The sequence below is a fragment of the Duganella paludis genome (assembly GCF_054461335.1).
Genome location: NZ_CM136922.1, coordinates 587373 through 608243 on the forward strand (window position 1 = coordinate 587373; position 20871 = coordinate 608243).

General features: G+C 67.1%; 17 protein-coding genes. 10 read left to right on the forward strand and 7 right to left on the reverse strand.

What is annotated here, in order from left to right:
• The 3 genes from ACXZ1M_RS02575 to ACXZ1M_RS02585 are packed head-to-tail and all read left to right on the forward strand — an operon-like array spanning nt 1 to nt 3183.
• Complete coding sequence (locus tag ACXZ1M_RS02575; RefSeq protein WP_459051673.1) at nt 1-741, forward strand: SDR family NAD(P)-dependent oxidoreductase; 741 nt, start codon at nt 1-3, stop codon at nt 739-741.
• Entirely contained in the window at nt 725-1663 is a 939-nt protein-coding gene (locus ACXZ1M_RS02580) for a 2-dehydro-3-deoxygalactonokinase (protein WP_459051674.1), read from the forward strand. The genes ACXZ1M_RS02575 and ACXZ1M_RS02580 overlap by 17 nt, the downstream gene beginning before the upstream one ends.
• A complete protein-coding gene (locus tag ACXZ1M_RS02585; RefSeq protein WP_459051675.1) occupies nt 1660-3183 on the forward strand; it encodes a 2-dehydro-3-deoxy-6-phosphogalactonate aldolase in 1524 nt (507 codons plus the stop codon). Before ACXZ1M_RS02580 ends, ACXZ1M_RS02585 begins: the two co-directional genes overlap by 4 nt.
• A gap of 36 nt (nt 3184-3219) precedes the next feature.
• On the opposite strand, the gene ACXZ1M_RS02590 is transcribed toward ACXZ1M_RS02585, so the two are convergent.
• Complete coding sequence (locus ACXZ1M_RS02590) at nt 3220-3528, reverse strand: type II toxin-antitoxin system RelE/ParE family toxin (RefSeq protein WP_459051676.1); 309 nt, start codon at nt 3526-3528, stop codon at nt 3220-3222.
• A gap of 1 nt (nt 3529) precedes the next feature.
• On the reverse strand, nt 3530-3688 hold the full coding sequence (locus ACXZ1M_RS02595) for a hypothetical protein (protein WP_459051677.1): 159 nt from the start codon (nt 3686-3688) through the stop codon (nt 3530-3532).
• Between the two features lie 175 nt (nt 3689-3863).
• Here ACXZ1M_RS02595 and ACXZ1M_RS02600 point away from each other — a divergent pair, with 175 nt between their 5' ends.
• The 7 genes from ACXZ1M_RS02600 to ACXZ1M_RS02630 all read left to right on the forward strand — a co-directional run bounded on the left by ACXZ1M_RS02600 (nt 3864) and on the right by ACXZ1M_RS02630 (nt 13923).
• A complete protein-coding gene (locus ACXZ1M_RS02600; protein WP_459051678.1) occupies nt 3864-6680 on the forward strand; it encodes a TonB-dependent receptor domain-containing protein in 2817 nt (938 codons plus the stop codon).
• A 102-nt stretch (nt 6681-6782) separates the two neighbouring features.
• Nucleotides 6783-9371, forward strand: a complete 2589-nt coding sequence (locus ACXZ1M_RS02605; protein ID WP_459051679.1) for a LuxR C-terminal-related transcriptional regulator — start codon at nt 6783-6785, stop codon at nt 9369-9371.
• Between the two features lie 254 nt (nt 9372-9625).
• Complete coding sequence (locus ACXZ1M_RS02610; protein ID WP_459051680.1) at nt 9626-9994, forward strand: response regulator; 369 nt, start codon at nt 9626-9628, stop codon at nt 9992-9994.
• Nucleotides 9991-10635, forward strand: coding sequence for a chemotaxis protein CheC (locus ACXZ1M_RS02615; RefSeq protein WP_459051681.1), 645 nt, complete (start codon nt 9991-9993; stop codon nt 10633-10635). Before ACXZ1M_RS02610 ends, ACXZ1M_RS02615 begins: the two co-directional genes overlap by 4 nt.
• Nucleotides 10632-11567: a GGDEF domain-containing protein gene (locus tag ACXZ1M_RS02620; RefSeq protein WP_459051682.1), complete on the forward strand. Its 936-nt coding sequence runs from the start codon at nt 10632-10634 to the stop codon at nt 11565-11567. The genes ACXZ1M_RS02615 and ACXZ1M_RS02620 overlap by 4 nt, the downstream gene beginning before the upstream one ends.
• A gap of 12 nt (nt 11568-11579) precedes the next feature.
• Nucleotides 11580-12227 carry a Crp/Fnr family transcriptional regulator gene (locus ACXZ1M_RS02625; protein WP_459051683.1) on the forward strand — a complete coding sequence of 216 codons (648 nt, stop codon included), beginning with the start codon at nt 11580-11582 and terminating at the stop codon, nt 12225-12227.
• Between the two features lie 85 nt (nt 12228-12312).
• Entirely contained in the window at nt 12313-13923 is a 1611-nt protein-coding gene (locus tag ACXZ1M_RS02630) for a methyl-accepting chemotaxis protein (RefSeq protein ID WP_459051684.1), read from the forward strand.
• Here the strand turns inward: ACXZ1M_RS02630 and ACXZ1M_RS02635 are convergent.
• The 5 genes from ACXZ1M_RS02635 to ACXZ1M_RS02655 all read right to left on the reverse strand — a co-directional run bounded on the left by ACXZ1M_RS02635 (nt 13824) and on the right by ACXZ1M_RS02655 (nt 20857).
• Nucleotides 13824-14780 carry an AEC family transporter gene (locus ACXZ1M_RS02635; RefSeq protein WP_459051685.1) on the reverse strand — a complete coding sequence of 319 codons (957 nt, stop codon included), beginning with the start codon at nt 14778-14780 and terminating at the stop codon, nt 13824-13826. The genes ACXZ1M_RS02630 and ACXZ1M_RS02635 overlap by 100 nt on opposite strands.
• Nucleotides 14781-14869: 89 nt before the next feature.
• Complete coding sequence (locus ACXZ1M_RS02640) at nt 14870-16060, reverse strand: dipeptidase (protein WP_459051686.1); 1191 nt, start codon at nt 16058-16060, stop codon at nt 14870-14872.
• Complete coding sequence (locus ACXZ1M_RS02645) at nt 16057-17637, reverse strand: serine hydrolase (RefSeq protein ID WP_459051687.1); 1581 nt, start codon at nt 17635-17637, stop codon at nt 16057-16059. Before ACXZ1M_RS02645 ends, ACXZ1M_RS02640 begins: the two co-directional genes overlap by 4 nt.
• Nucleotides 17634-18656 (reverse strand): DUF1611 domain-containing protein, encoded by a 1023-nt coding sequence (locus ACXZ1M_RS02650; protein ID WP_459051688.1) that lies wholly within the window; start codon nt 18654-18656, stop codon nt 17634-17636. The genes ACXZ1M_RS02645 and ACXZ1M_RS02650 overlap by 4 nt, the downstream gene beginning before the upstream one ends.
• Nucleotides 18656-20857 (reverse strand): TonB-dependent receptor, encoded by a 2202-nt coding sequence (locus ACXZ1M_RS02655; protein WP_459051689.1) that lies wholly within the window; start codon nt 20855-20857, stop codon nt 18656-18658. Before ACXZ1M_RS02655 ends, ACXZ1M_RS02650 begins: the two co-directional genes overlap by 1 nt.
• Between the last annotated feature and the right edge of the window lie 14 nt (nt 20858-20871).

Genomic DNA, 20871 nt, shown 5'->3' on the forward strand with positions numbered 1-20871 from the left:
ATGAAACAACAGGAATTGAAAGGCCGGGTGGCGCTGGTGACCGGCGCCGCCAGCGGCATCGGCGCGGCGGTGGTGGCCGCGCTCAGGGCCGAAGGCGCACTGGTCGCGGGCTTCGATATCAACCCGGCGATGGACTCCGACTGCAACCTGACCGGCGACCTGCGTTCGGCCGCCAGCCTGGATGCGGCCATGCAGCAGCTGCGCCAGCGCCTCGGCCAGCCCGATATCCTGGTGCACGCCGCCGCCATCGGTGCGCGCGGCAGCGTACTCGATACCGATCCGGATACGTATATGGATCTGTATGCGGTCAACGTGGTCGGCGCGGTGCGGCTGATGCAGCACCTGGCGCCGGCCATGCAGGCCAAGGGCAAGGGCGCCATCGTGATGCTGTCGTCGATTAACGCGGACTTCGCCACGCCGTCGCTGGCGGCTTACGCGGCGACCAAGGCGGCGTTGAACAATCTAGTGAAGACGGCCGCGCTGGAACTGGCGCCGGACGGCGTGCGCGTGAACGCCATCGCACCCGCCTCGATCGACACGCCGCTGCTGCAGGCCGGCTTTGCGGCGCAGGCCAATCCGGAACAGGCCATTGCCGCCAACAAACTGCGCCACCCGCTGTCCCGTTTCGGCACTGCGCAGGAAGTTGCGGAGCTGGCGCTGTTCCTGGTGTCGGACCGCGCGGCGTGGATCACGGGCGCCATCCACCATATCGATGGAGGCGCCAGTGTCACGCGACGATAATGGCGGTAGCTTTGTAGGCGTCAACTGGGGCAGCACCAACTTCCGCGCCTACCGCATCGCCGGCAGCGGCGAACTGCTGGACGAGTTTTCCCGCCCGGCCGGCGTGGCGGGCCTGAAACGGCCGGAGATGGAAGCCATCATGAACGAGTTGATGGAACGCTGGCCCGATACCACCATGGTCTACGCTTCCGGCATGATCGGCTCCAACATCGGCTGGGCGGAGGTGCCGTATGCCGCCGCGCCGGCCGATATCGCCGCCATAGCGCTGCACGGCCATGCCACCAGCATCGGCCGCGCGCCAGTGCACATCGTGCCGGGCGTCAGCTGCCGCCGTGGCTACGACGGCGGCCCTGACATCATGCGCGGCGAGGAGATCGAGTTGTTCGGCTTTGCCGCGTTGGAGCCGGCGTGGAACGGCCTGCTCGCCCTGCCCGGCACCCACACCAAATGGGCACGCTTTGAAGAGGGCCGCATCACGGGCTTTTTCACCAGCATGTCCGGCGAGATCTACGACCGGCTGACGGCCGCCGGCCTGCTGGCCTCCATCGTGGAAGGTGAGGCCAGCGACGGCCCGGTGTTCCAGGAAGGCGTGCAGACCGGCCTTGCGCGCCAGCTGGGCATGGCGACGCTGCTGTTCGGCGCCCGCGCCCGCGTGATGCATGGCATGTTGAGCAAGCCGGACGCCGCATCGTATTTGCGCGGACTGCTGATCGGTTCCGAGATCGCCGACGCGCGCGCCATGCTGCCGGACCTGGGCCGCGTGCCGGTGCCGTTGATCGGCAGCGGGCCGGTGTGCAAGCTGTATGCGGCGGCGCTGGTAGCCATTGGCGCCGGTTCGTATTTCGTCGATTCGCGCACGGCTTGCATCGCCGGTTTTCATGCGCTGCATCGCGCACGCATCGCCACCGGGAGGCCGGCATGAGCCATACAGACCTAGCCGCAGCGGTGCCGGCTGCGATGTCGGCCGCCACGCCGGCCGAGTTGCGGCTGACGGCGGCGCTGGCGCAGGCGCCGGTGATCGCCATCCTGCGAGGACTGCGCACCGAGGAAGCGCTGGCGGTGGTTCAGGCGCTGTACAACGCCGGCGTGCGGGTCGCCGAGGTGCCGCTCAATTCGCCGTCGCCGTTCGCCACCATCGCGCTGCTCGTCAGGCACTTCGGCGAACAGATGGTGATCGGCGGCGGCACCGTCACCGAACTTGCGCAGGTGGAGCAGTTGGCGGAGTGCGGCGCGCAGCTATGCGTCTCGCCCAACACCAATGCCGCCATCATTGCCGAAGCACGCCGGCGCGGCATGGCGCCGGCGCCGGGCTTTGAGACACCTACCGAAGCCTTCGCCGCGCTGGCGGCAGGCGCACGCCATCTGAAGTTCTTCCCCGCCGCCGGCCGCAGCGGCGAGCTGAAAGCCTTGATGGCCGTGCTGCCGCGCTACGCACAGGTGACAGCGGTCGGCGGCGTCACGCCGCAGGACGTACCGGAGTGGCTGGAGTCGGGCGCGCAATCGTTCGGCGTTGGCGGCGATGTGTATCGGCCCGGCGCCACGCCCGAATCGGTGCGCCAGCGCGCCGAAGCGTGGATCGCCGCCTGCACCAAGGCTGCGCGTCGTCCGCAGTTCACGCTGGCCTGCAATCCGCTGGCCAGCATCGGCGAATCGCCGCGCTGGCAGGCCGATGGCGACCGCGTTATCTGGGTCGATCCGGTGCAGCGCAAGCTGCTCAGCTACGGCGACAGCGATGGCGGCAACAACGCCCACACCTCGCTGCCGATGGACGCCAGCGTCAGCGCCATCGGCGCCCTGCCCGATGGCCGGCTGGCCGGCGTGCTGGAAGATGGCTTCTGCGTGGTGGATGCCGGCACCGGCAACGTGCAACGCCGCTCCACCGTACAACTGGCGCCAGGCTGCCGCTTCAACGACATGAGCATCGATCCAGCCGGCGGCGTGTGGGCCGGCGTGATGCACAAAGGCCTGCTGGCCACACGCGGATCGCTGTACTACGCGCCGACGGTCGACGCCACGCCGGTGGAAGTGGCGACAGGTCTGGGCATCCCCAACGGCATGGCCTTCGACGCCAGCGGCGAACGCCTGTTCGTGCTGGACACCCTGCCGCGCAACCTGATCGCCTACCCGGCCGACATCAGGAACGGCACGCTGGGCGAACCCACCATCGTCACCGACTTCATGGGCATCCCCGGCAAGCCGGATGGCATGGCCCGCGCACCAGACGGCAGCTTCTGGGTGGCGATGTGGGGCGGCGGCTGCGTGGTGCAAATCGCGCCCGACGGCGCGCTGCTGCAAACGGTGAAGCTCCCCGCTCCACACGTGAGCAGCGCCTGCATGGACGACAGCGGCCGCCTATGGGTCAGCACATCGCGCATGCGTCTAAGCCACCAGCAACTGGCCGACGCACCGGGATCGGGAGGACTATTCGTCATCTGCTTTTGACAAAACTTGGCCAGCTGCGCACCAAACATCGTTCGATCACACGGCGATCAACGCAGGCGACAAATCCCTGCGTTCGTGCAAAACACGTAGTAGATCAAGTTCGCTGGCATCGATACGATAGAACAGGATGAATGGGAAGCGGTCCAAATGCCAGCTCCGCAAGGAGCGATCAGGCAAGAAGTGTGCATACTGGCGCGAGCCGATATTTGGCTCGTCGCAAAGATCTTGCAATGCTGACTCCAGCTCACTCACAAAGCTATCAGCCAGGTCTGCGCGCACGCTGGCGTAGTAGTCGGTGATTTCTTCCACATCCAACTCGGCAGCTGGAGAAAGTTTGAAGTCCACGTCATCCACGCTTGGTGCGTATGCGCGCTTTCAATGCTGCGCCTAACTCAGCCGCAGTGGTCTTCTTCGACGGGCCGCTGTTGATGCCCTCCATCACCAGGTTGTAGACGCGCTTTTCCTCCTCGTTCTGCGGGCCTGCTGCGTCCGCGTCACGAGGCATTTGAAACTTGCGAGTTTTAGATGGGGTAGCCATGGCTCGATTATAGGCTTCGCGTCGAAACGTGCAAGTGATTCGCGGTTTCGTCCAAAGCCAGGCGGTGGATATTTCGATAGTCTCCTATTCATGCGGCATCCGTCGCAGCATGAGAGTGAATAATCACCACGTAGGAGACACGATGAAAACAACACAGCACATCCTGATGTGCGGCGTAGGCATGCTTACGCTTTGCGCGCAGGCTTCTGCGCAGACCGAGACCGATGAAGCAGCAGCTGCGGCGCCCGAGGCGGCGCTGACCTCGGTCACCGTCACCGGCTCGCGCGTGATCCGCAACGGCAACAGCAATCCTTCGCCCACCACCGTCATGAGCACCGACGACCTGCTCACCGCCAAACCCGGCGCCACACTGGCCGACGCCCTCAACTCCCTGCCCGTGTTCTCGGGTTCGCGCGGCTCGGCCAGCAATCCCACCACCGCCGGCAGCGCCGCCGGCGGCAGCGGCTCGGCCAACCAGCTCAATCTGCGCAACATCGGCGCCACCCGCACCCTGGTGCTGATGGACGGCAAACGCATTCCACCCACGCTGTACAACGGCGCCGTCGACGTCGACCTGATCCCGCAGCTGTTCGTCGAACGCGTGGACGTGGTCACCGGCGGCGTCTCCGCCGTCTATGGCTCGGATGCCATGACCGGCGTGGTGAACTACATCATCGACCGCAAATTCAACGGCATCAAGGCCGATGCCAGCTACGGCGTTTCCGAACAGGGCGACGCCAAGAAATCCAACGCCGGCCTGGCCTGGGGCGCCACGCTGGGACGCGGCCTGCACGCCGAAGCCGGCATCGAATACCGCAAGGAAGACGGCATCAACCGCCGCTCCGACCGCGACTGGCTCAATCAGGTCGGCGTCACCGGCACCGGCACGGCCGCCAATCCCTACGTGCTGCAATCGAACCTGCGCCAGAAAAGCTTCCCCTTCGGCGGCCTGGTGACCAGCGGCGCGCTGGCCGGGCAAACCTTCAAGCAGAACGGCGTACTGAGTCCCTTCGTGGCCGGCACGCCGACCGGCACCGCCGCCATCGAAGTCGGCGGCGACGGCGGCTACTGGGACTCCGGCCTGCTGTCGCAGCTGGAAGCCAAGCAGTTGTTCGGCCGTCTCGACTACGAACTGTCGAACGACACCCGCGTCTACGCGCAACTGGCCGGCAACCTGAAGACCAACACCAACTACGCCGAAACCAATCAGCTGAACGGCGTCACCCTGCGCCGCACCAACGCCTTCCTGCCGTCGCAGTACCAGGCGCTGATACCGGCCACGCAAGCCACCTTCGGCTTCAGCAAATTCATGGCCGACATTCCGCGCCTGACGGCCGACTCGGATTCGAAGCAATGGGTATTCAACACCGGCGTGGAAGGAAAATCCGCCGGCATGAAATGGGACCTGGACTACACCTACGGCCGCGCCAAGCTGAATACCGCCATGTCCAATGTGCTCAACCGCCAGAAGCTGTCGGCCGCGCTGGACGCGGTCAGCAGCGGCGGCGGCACGGTGTGCAACATCACCGTCACCAATCCCGGCGCGGCGGACGACTGCGTGCCGCTCAATGTGTTCGGCCCCAACGCCGCCTCGGCGCAAGCCATCGACTACGTGACCGACACCGTGCGCTTCGACTCCACCACCGTGATGCACGACGTCTCCGGCCAGATCGCCGGCAGCCCGTTCGCCACCTGGGCCGGCCCGGTCAACGCCGCCGTCTCGGGCGAATGGCGCGACATGGCATTCTCCTCGCACAGCAGCTCGCGTCCGTCGGACCTGGTGAACTGCACCGGCTTGACGCTCAACTGCGCCACCGGCGCCACCCGCACCGAATACGTGTTCGGTGAAAGCCCGCAAGGCGTCAGCCAGCGCGTGTGGGAAGTGGCGGGCGAACTCGATGTGCCGCTGTCGAAGCGCCTGAGCGCCAACGGCGCGGCGCGCTACACCTCGTACAACACCAGCGGCAATTACGTGACCTGGAAAGTGGGCATGGACTGGAGCGTGCTCGATACGCTGCGCCTGCGCGCCACCCGCTCGCGCGACATTCGCGCACCGACGCTGTACGACCTGTTCGCGCCGGTCTCGCAGGTGCAGGTGCGCCCCACCGACCTGCTGACCGGCGCCAGCCCCACCGTGCCGCAGATCGACGAATCGAATCCCAACCTGACGGCGGAAATCGGCAACACCATGACGCTGGGCCTGATCTGGAAACCGCTGCCCAAATTGAGCTTCGCGGCGGACGCCTACCGCATCAAGATCTCGGACGCCATCACCACCGTCTCCGGCTCCACCGCCGCGTTCCAGACGGCCTGCTACCAGAGCGGCGGCAGCTCTCCATACTGCGCGCTGCAAAAGCGGCCCAACGGCTATAGCGACAAGTCGGCCGCGAATGCCGTCACGTCGTGGGTCAACCGCAGCGTCAACATCGCCGAAGTCGAAACCTTCGGCCTGGACCTGGAGGCCAACTATGCGACGCGGTTGTTCGAACGTCCGGCCTCGCTGCGCGTGCTGACCGCATGGCAGCCGCACGTCTACTACCGCCAGCCCGGCCTGGCGGTGGTGGACCAGGGCGGCGCGGCCTTCGGCGCCGGCGGCATGGCGTCGACGCCGGCGGTGCGGGTGTCGGGCTACTTCCGCTTCCGTCCCGCCGACGACGTGACGCTGGACCTGTCGCAGCGCTGGCGCAGCGCCATGAAGCTGAGCAAAGACCCGGCCGAAGTCTGGTACAACAACCATATGCGCTCGTTCGCCAGCACCGGCATCAACCTGTCGTACAAACTGGCGGCGGGATCGGGCGACGTCCAGCTCTACTTCAACGTCGAGAACCTGTTCGACGCCGAACCGCCGGTGGGCGCCTTCTCCGGCAACGGCACCCGCGCCGGCCTGCGCGACGGCTTCGCCCAGGCCGACGATCCGCGCGGGCGCTACTTCACGCTGGGGGTGCGTTCACTGTTCTGACGGCGCCGCTGCGCGTAACGGATGCCCGAGTTGCCTGAGTTGCTTGAGCAGGGCATCCGTGTCAGAATCGGTCCTACTTCGCCACCCCGGCCAGGAGACCCTGTGAGCCTCACCGCGCTGAAATTGACGCCGCCGTCGACCGCCCTGCCCCTGATGGCGCGGGAGCGGCTGCTCGGCAAGCTGACCAGCGACGGCGAGTTCAAGATCATACTGCTGCGCGCGCCGGCCGGTTACGGCAAAACCTCCTTGCTGCGCATGATCCACGCCAACGCCAGCCACGCGCCGCACCGCCCGGCCTGGCTGACGCTGGACAGCGCGGACAACGATCCGGCCCGCCTGATGCTCGGCCTGCGCGCCGCCCTGCTCGACGCCGGCGCGCCGGCCAGCGACAACTACGATGAATTGTCCGAGTCCAGCGTCACCCATCTGTTCCTCGACGACGTCGAGCGCCTCGACGCCGCCGCCATCGAGCTGCTGTTCTCGCTGATTACCGAGGTCTTCCCGCGCCGCCTGTGCGTCTACCTCGGCGCCCGCAACCTGCACGACTTCAGCATCGCCAGCCTCAAGGCCAAGGGCGCGCTGCGCGAACTCGACATGCAGGACCTGCAGTTCAGCGCCGACGAAACCGTGGCCTACCTGCGCAACGCCCGGCTCGAGCTGCCGAGCAACAACCTCGACCTGCTGCAGCGCGCCGCCGAAGGCTGGCCGGCCGCCATCGAACTGATCGCCCTGGCCTGGAAACGCCTGCAGGGCCGCAGCGGCATCACCCTGCCCAGCCTGCACAGCCTGAAGGACCTGGGCGACTACCTGGCCGATGAAGTGTTCGAGGCGCAGCCGGCCACCATCCAGGCCTTCCTGGTCGCCACGGCGCCGCTGCACTCCTTCAATGCCGAGCTGGCCGACGCCGCCCGCGGGGCGCGCGACAGCGCCGCGCTGATCGCCGCCATCCGCGCCGCCGGGCTGCCGATCCAGCCGCTCGAGGGCCGCTGGTTCCGCTATCACCCGCTGTTTGCCGAGCATGTCGCGCAGCAGCACCCGCCGGCGCCGGCGCTGTACCTGCGCGCCGCCGAGTGGCTGGCCGAGCACGACCATGCGCTGGAATCGATCGACTACCTGATCAAGGGCGGCCGCGCCGAGCGCGCCGCCGACCTGCTCGAATCGATGGCGCGGGCGCTGCGCTCGCGCGGCCAGATCTCGACCGTGGTGCAGATCTGCGACCGCCTGCCGCGCGCGGTGCTGGAGGCGCGGCCGCTGCTGGCGGCCACCATCATCGCCGGCCTGGTCTACACCAGCCGCCGCCAGGAGCTGGCCGACTGGCTGCAGTACTGCCGCCAGCAGCAGGCCCTGCCCTACGCCGACCGCCTGTACGGCGAGGCGCTGCGCGGGCTCGAACCGACCCTGGCCTTCCTCGAGGGCGACCTCGACGCCTGCCACCGCCTGGCCCACGCCTACTGGCCGCTGCAGCAGGAGTCCAACGTATTCGACCGCCTGTCCTTGTCCTACAGCATCATCTACAGCTGCCTGTGGCGCGGCGACCTGGACGAGGCCGAGCGGCTGCTGATCGTGGCCCAGCGCGCCTGCGGCCAGGCCAACGCGGTGATGGGCATGGCCATCGGCTGCTTCATGCACGCCCTGCTGGTCGCCATCAAGGGCGACCTCGACGACGCCGAGCGGCAGCTGGCGGCGCTCGACAAGATCGGCAGCCAGTACAGCCAGGAAATTCCGCCGGTGCTGCTGCACCTGTTCAGCGCCGGGCTGGCGATGCTGATCAAGTACGAGCGCAACCAGCTCGACACCATCGCCGGCCCGTTGCAGATGGCCAACGGCCTGATCATGATCGGCCTGCCGTGGGAGGCGCACAGCGGCATCCTGCTGGTGCAGTCGCGCGTCATCGGCGCCGAACACGGCGCGCCGGCCGCGCGCCAGTGGCTGCAGGAGCAAGTCATGGGCGTCACCGGTTCCCTGCATGCGCCGGTGCGCAAGGTGCTGGAAACCGAGCTGTCGCGCCTGAGCACCCAGCTCGACTTGCCCGCCGTCATGGCCGGCTACGCGCAGCTGCTCGGCGACGGCGCGGGCGCCGAGCAGCATCTGCTGCCCTGCAATGAAATCGACGGCGGCGGCATCGCCCAGGCGCGGCTGATGATCTACACCGGCCGCGTGGCCGACGCAGTGACGCGCCTGCGGCAGCTGCTGGCCCATGCGCAGGCCGGCCGGCGCCGCTGGCGCGCCGCCAAGCTGGGGCTGCTTCTGGCGATCGCGCTGGAACGCGCGGGCCACAAACCACAGGCCGAACAGGCGCTGGCGCCGGCGCTCGAACAGGCCGCGCAATCGGGCCTGGTGCGCTGCTTCCTGGACGAAGGGCCGGCGGCGCTGGCACTGATGCAGGCCATGCAGGCCAAGGCCCGCCACGTGCTGAGCGCGGCGGCGCTGACCCATCTCGACCATCTGCTCGGCCTGCAGGAGGCGCCGGCCGCCGCCCGCGCGCCGCTGGAGGAACTGACCCAGACCGAATGCGCGCTGCTGACCATGGTGGCGCACGGCAAGACCAACAAGGAAATCGGCGACGCGCTGTTTCTGTCGGTAAATACCGTGAAATGGCACATGGCCCAGATCTTCCGCAAGCTCGACGCCGGCAACCGCAGCCAGGCCGTGTTCAACGCGCGGCTGGCCGGCTTCCTCCCCAAGCAATAAGCGCTTTCTCCCCGATTCTTCAGGCAGTTGAATGTGCCGATGTGGGCGCACTCTTAAAATTATTGCATCCGTTTCAATTTATTAATTAATAATACTTTTCGGCATCACCACCCCACGTAACGCCCTTTTCCATACTTTAGTAGGGCGATTACTTCCATCGGAAAACATAAGATTCCATCCAGAAATATCCGTACACCTCCCACCAGCTTGGCCCTATCCCCGCCGACTGCCCACATCACAAAGCGGAAACAAACATGTCTAAAAATATACTCATCGTCGATGACAGCCGTCTGTCGCGCATGATTTCAAAGCAGTACGTGCTCAGCCTGCATCCGGACTGGCAGATCGAGGAAGCCGCCACCGGCGAGCAAGCCATCGAGAAGGCGGCGCTGCGCGCGCCCTGGCTGATCCTGCTGGACGTCAACATGCCCGGCATGGGCGGCCTGGCCGCCGCCGTCGAACTGCGGCGGGCCTACCCCGACATGCACATCGTGCTGCTGACCGCCAACGTCCAGGACGCCGTGCGCGCGGCGGCCGAGCGGCTCGGCCTGGGCTTCCTGGGCAAGCCCATCCTCGAGCCGCAGATCCACGCCATGCTCACCAGCCTGGAGCCGCGGCCATGATCGAACTGCGCAACCTGAGCGAATTGGAAGTCGACAGCCTGGTCGAGATCTTCAACATCGGCGTCGGCCACGCGGCGGCGGCGATGAGCTCCATCGTCCACGAGGAAGTGCGCATGTCGGTGCCGGCCCTGCAATTCACCAGCCGCTCCCAGGCGGCCGGCGAGCTGGGCGTCGGCGTCTCGCTGTGCGGCATCAGCCAGCAGTTCCAGGGCGCCTACGCCACCGAGGCCATCCTGATGTTTCCGGAGGCGGCCAGCTTCGAGATCGTGCGCATGATGGTCGGCGACCTGGTCCCCATCGACGAGCTGGGCGAGATGGAGCGCGAAGCCATGAGCGAGATCGGCAATATCGTGCTCAACGCCTGCGTCGGCACCCTGGCCAACCTGTTCCAGAAGGAGCTGCACGGCTCGCTGCCGGTGTACCGCGTCGGCAGCAGCGAGCAGATCCTCAACCCCACGCACGACAGCAGCGACCCGGTGGTGCTCATGCTGCGCATCGATTTTTCGCTGGAACGCCAGCAAATCGAAGGCTACCTGGCCTTCATCCTGGACATGTCCGCCCTGTCCGACCTGCGTGAACAAATCAACCTTTACCTGCAGCGCTTCTCCGGAAACGCCATCGATGGATACCATTCGCCATGAAAGACAACCTGTTGCACGATGCATTCGGCTCCCTGAACCTGGGCGTGCTGGTGGTGGACGCCCGCTACCGCATCACGTTGTGGAACGTCTGGCTGGCCGCGCACACCGGCCGCAGCGCCGCCGAGGCGCTGGGCCAGGATTTCTTTGAAGTCTTCCCCGACCTGCAACACCACCGGGTGGGCGTCGCCATCCACCAGGCGATTTGCCACAACCTGCCGTCGCTGCTGTCGCAATCGCTGCACCGCTCGCCGTTCCCGCTGTTTGCCGACCCGGCCGAACCGGGCCAGCGCATCAGCCAGGCCATCACCATCACGCCGCTCGGCGGCGACGAACGCCACTGCATGATCCAGATCAACGACGTCAGCACCGCCGTGCGGCGCGAGGCGCTGCTGCGCGAGCAGGCCCACGTGTTGCTGTCGCAGTCGCTGTCCGACGGCCTGACCGGCGTCGGCAACCGCCGCCACTTCGACCTCTGCCTCGACAAGGAATGGCGCGCGGCCAAGCGCAACGGCAAGCCGCTGTCGCTGCTGATGATCGACGTCGATTTCTTCAAGCCCTATAACGACCACTACGGCCACCAGCAGGGCGACCTGTGCCTGCAGCTGGTGGCGGCCGCCATGCGCAAGGCGCTGCGGCGGCCGGAAGACATGCTGTTCCGCTACGGCGGCGAAGAGTTCTGCGCGCTGCTGCCGGGCACCCGCCCGGCCGACGCCATCGAAGTGGCCGAGAGCGTGCGCGCCAGCGTGCTGGCGCTGCGCCTGCCGCAGGTGCGCTCGGCCGACGGCGACATGGTCAGCGTCAGCGTCGGCGTCGCCAACTACGGCCCACGCGCCCAGCTCGGCCATGCGCAACTGGTGCTGGCCGCCGACAGCGCCCTGTACGAAGCCAAACGCGCCGGCCGCAACCGCGTGCGCGCGAACGCGGCCTTTTGAACCCTTGACATCATGCTTATTCATCACAACGCATTCATCGCCCAGCGCAACCGATATGAAGCGCTGGTGTGCGCCCGCTACGGCGTGGACGCCGCCACCTACGCCGCCGTCACCGAACTGCTGGCGCCGATTGCCCTGCCGGTAGCCCGCCGCAAGGGCGAATACCTGCAGCACGCCGGCGAAATCTCGCGCTACCTGTACTGGGTCACCGATGGCGTCGCGCGCAGCGGCTACACCACCAGCACCGGCACCGAAATCACCATCTCGTTTTCCACCGAAAGCTACTCGGCCCCGCCCTACCACGACCTGCTGGCCGCCAGCCAGGGCAGCCCGGCGCGGTATTTCGTGATGGCCGAAACCGCCATGGAGGGCTTTCGCCTGGAATGGGAACGGCTGCAGATGCTGCTGGAGACGGAAAAGTCGCTGCGCATCTACCACACCAAGGTACTGGAGTATCTGCTGCAGCAGGAAGCGCGCCGCAGCTACACCCACATCGCCGCCTGCGCCACCGACCGCCTGGCCAGCTTCCGCGCCGATTTTCCCGGCCTGGAGGAACGCATCTCGCAAAAGGTGATCGCCTCGTTCCTCGAGATCACGCCGCAATACCTGTCGCAAATGCTCAACGGCAGCCTGCCCAAACCGGAGCGCAACAACGACTAGCCAGGCCGCGCCATACTTAAGTGGGGTCTTTAATTCGACCAGCGAACGTAGAATTCCTGCCGGCTCAACCCACCCAGGAATACGCATGCTGAACAATATCTCCATCAAATCCAGGCTGGTCTTCGTGATCGGCCTGCTCGCGGCGCTGATGACGGCCATCGGCGCGACGGGACTGGTGCGGCTGGACGCCGCCAACGGCACGCTCAAGACCGTGTACGACGACCGCCTGATCCCGGTCGGCCAGCTGGACCGGGTGGTGCGCGGCCTGCTCAATGTCCAGCTCAACCTGCAGGGCGGCCTGCAGCCGGTCGATCCGCAGGAGGCGCGCCGCCAGCTGGCCGCCGCCGAGGCCTCGTGGCAGGACTACATGGCCACCTACCTGACGCCCGAGGAAACCGTGCTGGCGCAACGCTTCGTCGCCGCCCGCGAGGTGTTCCTGACCCGGCACGTGCTGCCGCTGCTCGACGGCCGCGACAGCGCGGAGATTCATAACCTGCGGCGCGACTACGAAGCCGTGTCCGGCGCCGTCAACCGCCTGATCGAACTGCAGCAGAACGTGGCGGCGGACGAATACCAGCAATCGCAGCAGGCGTTCCAGCGCTTCCGCATCCTGGCGCTGGCGCTGCTGGCGGCCGGACTGGCGGCCGGCGCGGCGGTCGGCGTGTGGCTGATCCGCAGCATCACGGCGCCGCTCGACTACGCCATCGACATCGCCCAAGCGGTGGCCGGCGGCGACCTGACGCGCGAGATCCGCATCGACTCGCGCAATGAAATGGGCCGGTTGCTGTTGGCGCTCAGGGAGATGAACCTGAGCCTGCGCCAGATCGTCGGCCAGGTGCGCGGCGGCACCGACACCATCGCCACCGCATCGAGCCAGATCGCCGGCGGCAATATGGACCTGTCGGCGCGCACCGAGCAGCAGGCCAGTTCCCTGGAAGAGACGGCGTCGTCGATGGAGCAGCTGACCGCCACCGTCAAGCAGAACGCCAGCCACGCGCAGCATGCCACCGAGCTGGCCGGTTCGGCTTCCGAGGTGGCCACGCGCGGCGGCAAGGTGGTGGCCGAGGTGGTGCACACGATGGACAGCATCAACCAGGCCTCGCGCCGCATTTCGGAGATCACGGCGGTGATCGACGGCATCGCGTTCCAGACCAATATCCTGGCCTTGAACGCGGCGGTGGAAGCGGCGCGGGCCGGGGAACAGGGACGCGGCTTCGCGGTGGTGGCGCAGGAGGTGCGCACGCTGGCCCAGCGCTCGGCCGAAGCGGCGCGCGAGATCAAGCTGCTGATCGAGGATTCGGTGGACAAGGTCGATGCCGGCAGCCGGCTGGTGGCGCAGGCCGGCAGCACCATGGACGACGTGGTACGCAGCGTGCAGCAGGTCGGCGGCATCATCGGCGAGATCAGCCTGGCCAGCCGCGAGCAGAGCATCGGCATCGAGCAGGTCAACCACGCCATCATGCAGATGGATACGGTGACCCAGCAAAACGCCGCGCTGGTGGAGGAAGCGGCGGCAGCGGCGGCGGCGCTGAGCGAACAGGCGGCGGCGCTGAGCCAGGTGGTGAGCGTGTTCCGCACGCCGCCGGCGGCTAGTCGTCAGCCCGGATGCACCACCCACATCCACGCGCTGAGCGTGAAGAAGGAAGCGACCATGCAAATCAGCAGCGCAGCGGCGCTGCGGTCACCCTCGCCGTAGGCTTGCGCCAGGATGGGATAGATGCTGAGCATGGGCATGGCCGCCATCAGCAGCGCCGCCGCGCGCAACTCAGGTTCCATCGGTGCGATGCCCGCCAGCGGCAGCAACGACGCCACCAGCAGCACCGCCAGCGGGTGGCCGACCAGCTTGGCCGCCACCAGCGGTATCACGCGCTGCCAGCCGCTCGTCAGGGACAGCCCGAACAAGGTGCCGCCGATGGCGAACAGCGAGACGCTGCCGCTGGCCTGAGCGAACAGGTTCACGCTGCGCACCACCGGCGGCGGCAGCTTGATTTCCGCCAGGCTGATGACCAGGCCCGCCGTCACCGCCAGCACCAGCGGGTTGCGCGCCAGGCGTTTCAGCGACTGGCGCACCGCCTGCAACCAGGAGCGGCCGCCGCCGCCGTCGCGGGCGTTTTCCGCCATCGCCAGCAGCAGCGGCAGCATCACCAGGTTTTCCACGATGACGTTCAGGCCCAGCGCCACGCCGGCCACCGGCGCCACCATCAGCAGCAGGATCGGGAAGCCGATGAAGCTGCTGTTGGAGCAGGACACGCCCATCGCCAGGAAGGTGCTGCGGGTGCGGCTCAAGCCGCCGAGGCGGCGGCCCGCCACGTAGGCCAGCGTCAGCATCAGCAGCGAGCCGGCCAGATAGGACAGCAGATAGGCCGGATGCAGGATGTCGCCGATGCGGCGCTGCGCCAGCGCGTTGAAGATCAGCGCCGGCAGCGCCAGGTTGAGCACGAATTTGCCGAACACCTGCATGTCGGTGCGGGCGAACAGCCCGAAGCGCGTGGCCAGGTAGCCCGCCAGCACAACAAGGTAGATCGGGCCGGTGATGGCGAGGATGTCCAGCATGTCTTGTCTATTTAACCAAAAGGTTAAGTGTGCCAGACTTCGGGATTCTCTGCCAGCCGGCTCATAATCGGCGGCCGAGCCGCCGCCGATCAGCCGCCGCTTGCGCCCTTCTGCGCCGCGCGCAGGATGCGCAGCACGTTACCGCTCCACATTTTCTCCAGGTCGCTGTCGCTGTAGCCGGCCGCTTTCAACGCCAGCGTGATGCGCGGCAGGTCGGACACGTTGGCCAGGCCGGTGATGCCGCCGCCGCCATCGAAGTCGGCGCCGAAGCACACATGCTCCGGCCCCGCCACTTTGATCACGTGCAGCAGGCCGGCCATGTACTGCTCGAAGGTGGTGCTCCACAGCGGCGCGGTCTGGTTCATCGCCAGCCAGCGCGCGCTGACGGCGTTTTGCTCGGCCGGGCTCAGGTTCGACATCCGTTCGCTCTTGTCGAACAGCGCCTCGCGCTCCTGTCCCATGTCGATGTTGCTGAGGTAGATGGTCGAGAAGCACAGCGCGCCGCCCGAAGCGGCCAGCTTGCGCAGCCGCTCGTCATCGAGGTTGCGCGGGTGGTCGAAGATGGCGCGCGAGCCCGAGTGCGACAACAGGATGGGCGTGGCCGACTGCTCCACCATCTGGTCGAAGGCGGCATCGGAGGCGTGGCTGGCGTCGATCACCATGCCCAGCCGGTTCATCTCGCGCACCCAGTCGCGGCCCAGGGGACTGAGGCCGTTCCAGCGCGGCTTGTCGGTGGCCGAATCGGCGAACTGGTTGTTTTGCGTGTGGACCACGCCCACCAGCCGCACGCCCTCCTTCTGGTAGGTCGACAGCGCGGCCACGCTCTCGCCCAGCGGATAGCTGTTCTCGATGCTCTTGAATCCCACCAGCTTGCCGCGTGCGTTCAGCGCCAGCGCATCGTCGGCGCTGCGGGCGGCGCCGATACGGTCGCTGAAGCGCGCCAGCATGATGTCGATTTCGGCCGAGCGCCGCTGCGCCGCCTTCCCGGCGTCGGCGTAGCCTTCCGGCGTTAGCGGCCCTTGCGGCGTGAAGATGGCGAAGAAGCCGCCGTCCAGGTTACCGTCCGCCATGCGCGGCAGGTCCAGCTGCGCCATCTCGGTGGCCGGGTCGTGGCGGTCGCCGAAGCTCCAGCCGGGGCGCGTGAAGTGCACCGCGCTGTCCAGGTGCGTGTCGAGCGTGAACAGCTTCGTGTGCGCCGCATCCGGCAAGGCCGGCGCGCTGCTGCACGCCGCCAGCATCAAGGGCGCCAGCGCTGCGGCGATTCCTGCTAATCGATTCATTTATCCGCCTTTACGGGAGTGAAGTCCAGATCCTGATAGTCCCAACTGAAGTCGGCGATCGGCGACGCGGCTTTCATCGCGATGCGCGCCACCTTGCCCTCAGCGTCCAGCGCAAAGGTAACATAAGCCGGCTCGATAGTCTTGTCGTCGAAGCGGGTGATGTAGGTGTCGTACTGCCAGTGTTCCAGCTTGCCGCCCATGCGCGGCGTGGACTTGAAGTCGATGCGCGGACCGTCCGCCGTGGTCGCGATCTCGATATTGCCGTACCACGGATCGCTGTAGGTTCCCGCCAGCGCGGCCGGCGGCACAGACGGCCCCACTTTCGCCGGCGTGCTTTGCCCGGCCTTGAGCGCCTCCAGTCCCTGCGCCACCTGCTTCTGGCTGAAGGACACGTACTTGGCCGGCCAGTCGCCGGCGGGCAGGCCGAGGTAGTGGTCCATCAGCTCATACATCAGGCCGCGGATGATGGCGCCGTCTTCGCTGTTGATGGTGATGGCGAAACCGACCTTCTGCTCCGGCAGCATCACCACCGCCGTCTTGAAGCCGAAGACCGCGCCGCCGTGCCACACCACGCGCACGCCGCGATAATCGACCACGTCCCAGCCCAGCGCATAGCTGGAGAACTGCGACTGCAAGGGCTTGAGTTCCGGCGGCATCTGGCCGATCGGCATCTGCACCACCGGCGTCCACATTTGCGCGTGGCTGGCGGCGCTGAACACGCGCTTGCCGTCGGCGGTGGCGCCGGCGCCCAGCTGCACCTGCAGCCATTTGGCCAGGTCGTTGGCGCTGCTGGCGATGCCGCCGGCCGGCGCGGCGTTGCGGCCAAGGTCATCGCGTTCATCCAGCCGTTCCTGGTCGCCGGCGCCGCGCAGGCCGCCGTTCATGCGGGCATGCGGATAGGCGCGGTCCTCGGTGGCGAAGTTGCGTTCATTGTCGGTGGTCGAGTTGCGCATGCCGGCCGCCTGCAGCACGTGCTGGCGGGTGTACTCTTCCCAGCTTTGGCCGCTGACGGTTTCGATCAGCTGGCCCGCCACCACGTACATCAGATTGGAATAAGCGAAGGTGGTGCGGAAGCTGGTGGCCGGCTTGAAGTAGCGCACGCGCCGCACCACCTCGGCGCGCGAGACATTGCTGCGCGGGACAAACAGCAGGTCGCCGGTGCCGTAGCCGATGCCGCTGCGGTGCACCAGCAGGTCGCGGATGGTCATTTCGCGCGTCACCCACGGGTCATACATCTGGAAGCCCGGCAGGTGGTCGATCACGCGGTCGTCCCATTTTATTTTGCCGGCGTCCACCAGCGTTGCCAGCGCGGCGACGGTGATAGCTTTGCTGGTGGAGCCGATCGGGAACAGCGTGTCGGCATCGACCTTGGCCGGTGCGCCCAGCTGGCGCACGCCGTAGCCGCGCGCCAGCGTGGTCTTGCCGTTTTCGACGATGGCGATCGCCAGGCCCGGCACGCCGATCTGCTGGCGCAAGGCCTCGACGCGGGCATCGAAGCGCGCCGGCGGCGCGGCGTGCGCCAGGCCGGCGGCGAGTGACAGCGCGGCCAAGGCCCGCGCCATGATGATCTTGTTCATACGCGCTCCTGAATATGGTTGACCAGTTGATCGAAGGCCGCGCCGCCGCGCATCGGATCGGCGACGGGCAGGCCGAGGCGCTGCGACAGCGCGGCAATGGCCGCCTGCGCCGCCTCCGGCGCCATGGCCGAAGTATTCAGCGCCACCCCGGCGCAGGCGATGGCGGGATTGGTGACACGTCCCAGCGCCACGGTCTGTTCGATCACCGCTTCAACCGATGGCAGCGGCGTGTCGCCGAAGCCGAGGATGTGGGTGCGGCCCGGATCGTGGCAGACCACGAACAAATCCGGCTGGCTGCCGTGCAGCAGGCCGAGCGACACGCCAGCATACGCCGGATGGAACAAGGAGCCCTGCCCTTCGATCACGTCCAGGTGATGCGGCGCGGCGGCGGGGCTGAGCAGCTCCGCCGCACCGGCCACGAAGTCCGACACCACCGCGTCGATCGGCATGCCGCCGCCGGCGATCAGGATGCCGGTCTGGCCGCTGGCGCGGAAGTCCGCGTCCACGCCGCGTGTGCGCAAGGCGCGGGCCAGCGCCAGCGCCGTGTACTTTTTACCCAACGCGCAATCGGTACCCACCGTCAGCAGCCGCTTGCCGGAACGGCGCCGGCCGCTGGCCACCGGGATATTGGCCGGCGGCGTGCGGATGTCGATCAGGCGCCGGCCCAGCCGCTCTGCCGCCGCCCGCAGCGGTTCGACCTGCGCCAGCTTGACGTGCATGCCGGAGACCAGGTCCAGCCCGGCCTCAAGCCCGTCCAGCAGCGCCGGCACCCAGCTCTCGGGTATCAGCCCGCCCGGCGCGGCCACGCCGATCACCATCGAGGTGGCGCCTTGCGCGTGCGCCTGTTGCGGCGACAGCGGCGGCAAACCGGTGCTGACGGTGGCCGCCGGCAAAGCCAGCTCGCCGACGCAGCGCTCGCCGGCCCAGTCGCGCAGGCCGAAGGCGGTCTTGGCGTAGCCCGGTTCGACGGTATCGCCGAGGAACAACAGGTAGCGGCCCAAAGTGGTTTCCACAGTCATTAGAACTCCTTGGTCAGGGTGACGCCCAAAGTGCGCGGCGCGATCACGCCGGTGTTGATGGCGCCACCAGGCGCGACGTTCATGCCGTTGGCGGTCTGCGCGCCGGTGGACACCTTGCCATGGCTGTTGCCGAGGTTTTTGCCGTACGCCTCCAGCGTCCACGTGCCCATTTCAAGGCCGACGTAGGCATCGACCACGTTATACGACGGCACTTCGCGCTGTCGGCCGTGGGCCGTGCGGTAGGTGCCGTCGAACGACGCCGACTGGTCCGACAGGTGACGCACCGAGGCGCCGGCAAACGCCTGCGTGGTGTCGCCCACGGACCAGCGGTAGTCCGCCATCGCGGCCATGCTGAACTTGGGCGAGAACGGCAACCGGTCGCCCTTGACGCCGCCCACCAGCGGATCGGTGTCGCCATCCAGACGGGCCTTGTTGTAGGAACCGTTGGCCGACAGGCGCAGGCCCTGCAGCGGCCGCAGCGTGGCGTTGAATTCCAGCCCGTTCGAAGTGGCGCCGACGCCGTTGGTGTTGACGCCGAAGCCGTTCACCACGGCCAGCAGCTGGATGTCCTTCCAGTCGATGTGGAAGGCCGCCACTTCAAACGACAGCTTGCCGTCGGCGCTGAGCGACTTATAGCCGATCTCGTAGCTCATCACCGAATCGGAAGCGTAGGTGGTCGGCGTGCCGGCCGGCGCGTTCGGCGGCAGCACGTTCGGGCCGCCCGGACGGAAGCCCTTGGCGGCGCGCGCATACAGCGAGTTGCGGTCGTCAATCTTGAACTTCGGCGCGATCGCGTAGGTGAACACGTGCTCCGACGACTCGGCCGTCAGGTTGGATGGACCTCCCACCAGCGCGCCGTCCTGCGCCTGCTGCGCGTCCTGCTTGTTGTGGCTATAGCGCGCGCCCAGATCGAGATCGTAGCGCGGGCCGAAGTGGAAGGTGGTGTTGGCGAAGGCCGCGTATTCCTTGTACTTGGAGGCCAGCTCCACGCTCGCCAGCAACGGCAAGGCGGTGATCGGCGTCAGCGTGCCGGGGTTCACGGGCGCGTAGCGCTGCTTGATCAGCCCTTCCTCGTCGGTGTAATAGACGCCGGCCAGCCAATCGAAGGCGCCGCCGGGATTGGAGCTGAGGCGCACCTCCTGCGTGAACTTCTTCAGGTTGGTGTTCTGCGCCAGGTAAAGTTCGTTGGGCGTCTCGAAGATGCTGGCGATCAGCGCGCTCAGGTTATAGGTGGCGTCGTCGCGGTAGGTCTGCTTCTGACGCGCGGCGCTGGTGGAGGAAGTCAGCGCGGCCCAACCCATGTTCCAGTTCAGGGTGGCGTTGTAGACGCGGTAGTTCACGTCGTGGAACTGCGGCACGAACTGCGACGACGACTGGCGGCCGTGCAGCGTGGCCAGCGTCTCTGGATCGCTTTCGACCACGCTGGAGGAATCCACCTCGATGTTCTGCGCCACCGCCGACAGCCGCAGCGAGAAGTCCTTGTTCGGCGCGTACAACAGCGAGGCGCGGCCGCCATAGTTGCGCGAGCCGTTGATGTCGTTGGCGCGATCCGAGCCTTCGGTGCCGATGGAGTCGATGAAGCCCGGCTCCCTGCTGTACGAGCCGGAGGCGCGGAAGGCCAGCGTATCGCTGATCGGCGTGTTCACGACCAGGTTGGAGCGGTAGGCCAGCTTGCCGCCTTCCACCGTGGCCGCGCCGGCGCGGGCGCGCAGCACGAAGTTCTCGGTATCCGGTGCGTTGGTGACGAATTTCAGCAGGCCGCCCAGCGAGCTGGCGCCGTACACTGCGCCCTGCGGGCCGCGCAGCACTTCCACGCGCGCCATGTCGAAGGTGTCGAAGTCGCCGGCCAGCACCGCGCCGTTGACCAGGCCACTGCTGGAGCCGAACGGCGTTTCATCAAGGTAGACCGCGACGGTGGAGGCGACGCCGCCGGTGTCCAGGCCGCGCAGCACCAGGCGTCCTTCGCCCGGCGTGCTTTGCACCAGCTGCAGGCTGGGCACCAGTTTCAGGTAGTCGGCAAAGGTGCTGGCCTGTTCGCGTTCCAGCGTTTCGCCGCTGATGACCGAGACCGATTGCGCCACGTCCAGCGTGGTCTGCGTGCGCTTTTGCGCGGTGATCAAAACCTGCTGGACTTCCGGCTCGGCCGCGTAAGCGCCCGTTACTGCAAGCGCCATCGACGTCAACAATAAGCTCTTCAACATGTGCTTCTCCCGTC

Coding starts and splice junctions, on each gene's coding strand:
- ACXZ1M_RS02575 (WP_459051673.1), top strand. CDS start 1: ATGAAACAACAGGAATTGAAAGGCCGGGTGGCGCTGGTGACCGGCGCC.
- ACXZ1M_RS02585 (WP_459051675.1), top strand. CDS start 1,660: ATGAGCCATACAGACCTAGCCGCAGCGGTGCCGGCTGCGATGTCGGCC.
- ACXZ1M_RS02595 (WP_459051677.1), bottom strand. CDS start 3,688: ATGCCTCGTGACGCGGACGCAGCAGGCCCGCAGAACGAGGAGGAAAAG.
- ACXZ1M_RS02600 (WP_459051678.1), top strand. CDS start 3,864: ATGAAAACAACACAGCACATCCTGATGTGCGGCGTAGGCATGCTTACG.
- ACXZ1M_RS02610 (WP_459051680.1), top strand. CDS start 9,626: ATGTCTAAAAATATACTCATCGTCGATGACAGCCGTCTGTCGCGCATG.
- ACXZ1M_RS02615 (WP_459051681.1), top strand. CDS start 9,991: ATGATCGAACTGCGCAACCTGAGCGAATTGGAAGTCGACAGCCTGGTC.
- ACXZ1M_RS02620 (WP_459051682.1), top strand. CDS start 10,632: ATGAAAGACAACCTGTTGCACGATGCATTCGGCTCCCTGAACCTGGGC.
- ACXZ1M_RS02625 (WP_459051683.1), top strand. CDS start 11,580: ATGCTTATTCATCACAACGCATTCATCGCCCAGCGCAACCGATATGAA.
- ACXZ1M_RS02630 (WP_459051684.1), top strand. CDS start 12,313: ATGCTGAACAATATCTCCATCAAATCCAGGCTGGTCTTCGTGATCGGC.
- ACXZ1M_RS02635 (WP_459051685.1), bottom strand. CDS start 14,780: ATGCTGGACATCCTCGCCATCACCGGCCCGATCTACCTTGTTGTGCTG.
- ACXZ1M_RS02640 (WP_459051686.1), bottom strand. CDS start 16,060: ATGAATCGATTAGCAGGAATCGCCGCAGCGCTGGCGCCCTTGATGCTG.
- ACXZ1M_RS02645 (WP_459051687.1), bottom strand. CDS start 17,637: ATGAACAAGATCATCATGGCGCGGGCCTTGGCCGCGCTGTCACTCGCC.
- ACXZ1M_RS02650 (WP_459051688.1), bottom strand. CDS start 18,656: ATGACTGTGGAAACCACTTTGGGCCGCTACCTGTTGTTCCTCGGCGAT.
- ACXZ1M_RS02655 (WP_459051689.1), bottom strand. CDS start 20,857: ATGTTGAAGAGCTTATTGTTGACGTCGATGGCGCTTGCAGTAACGGGC.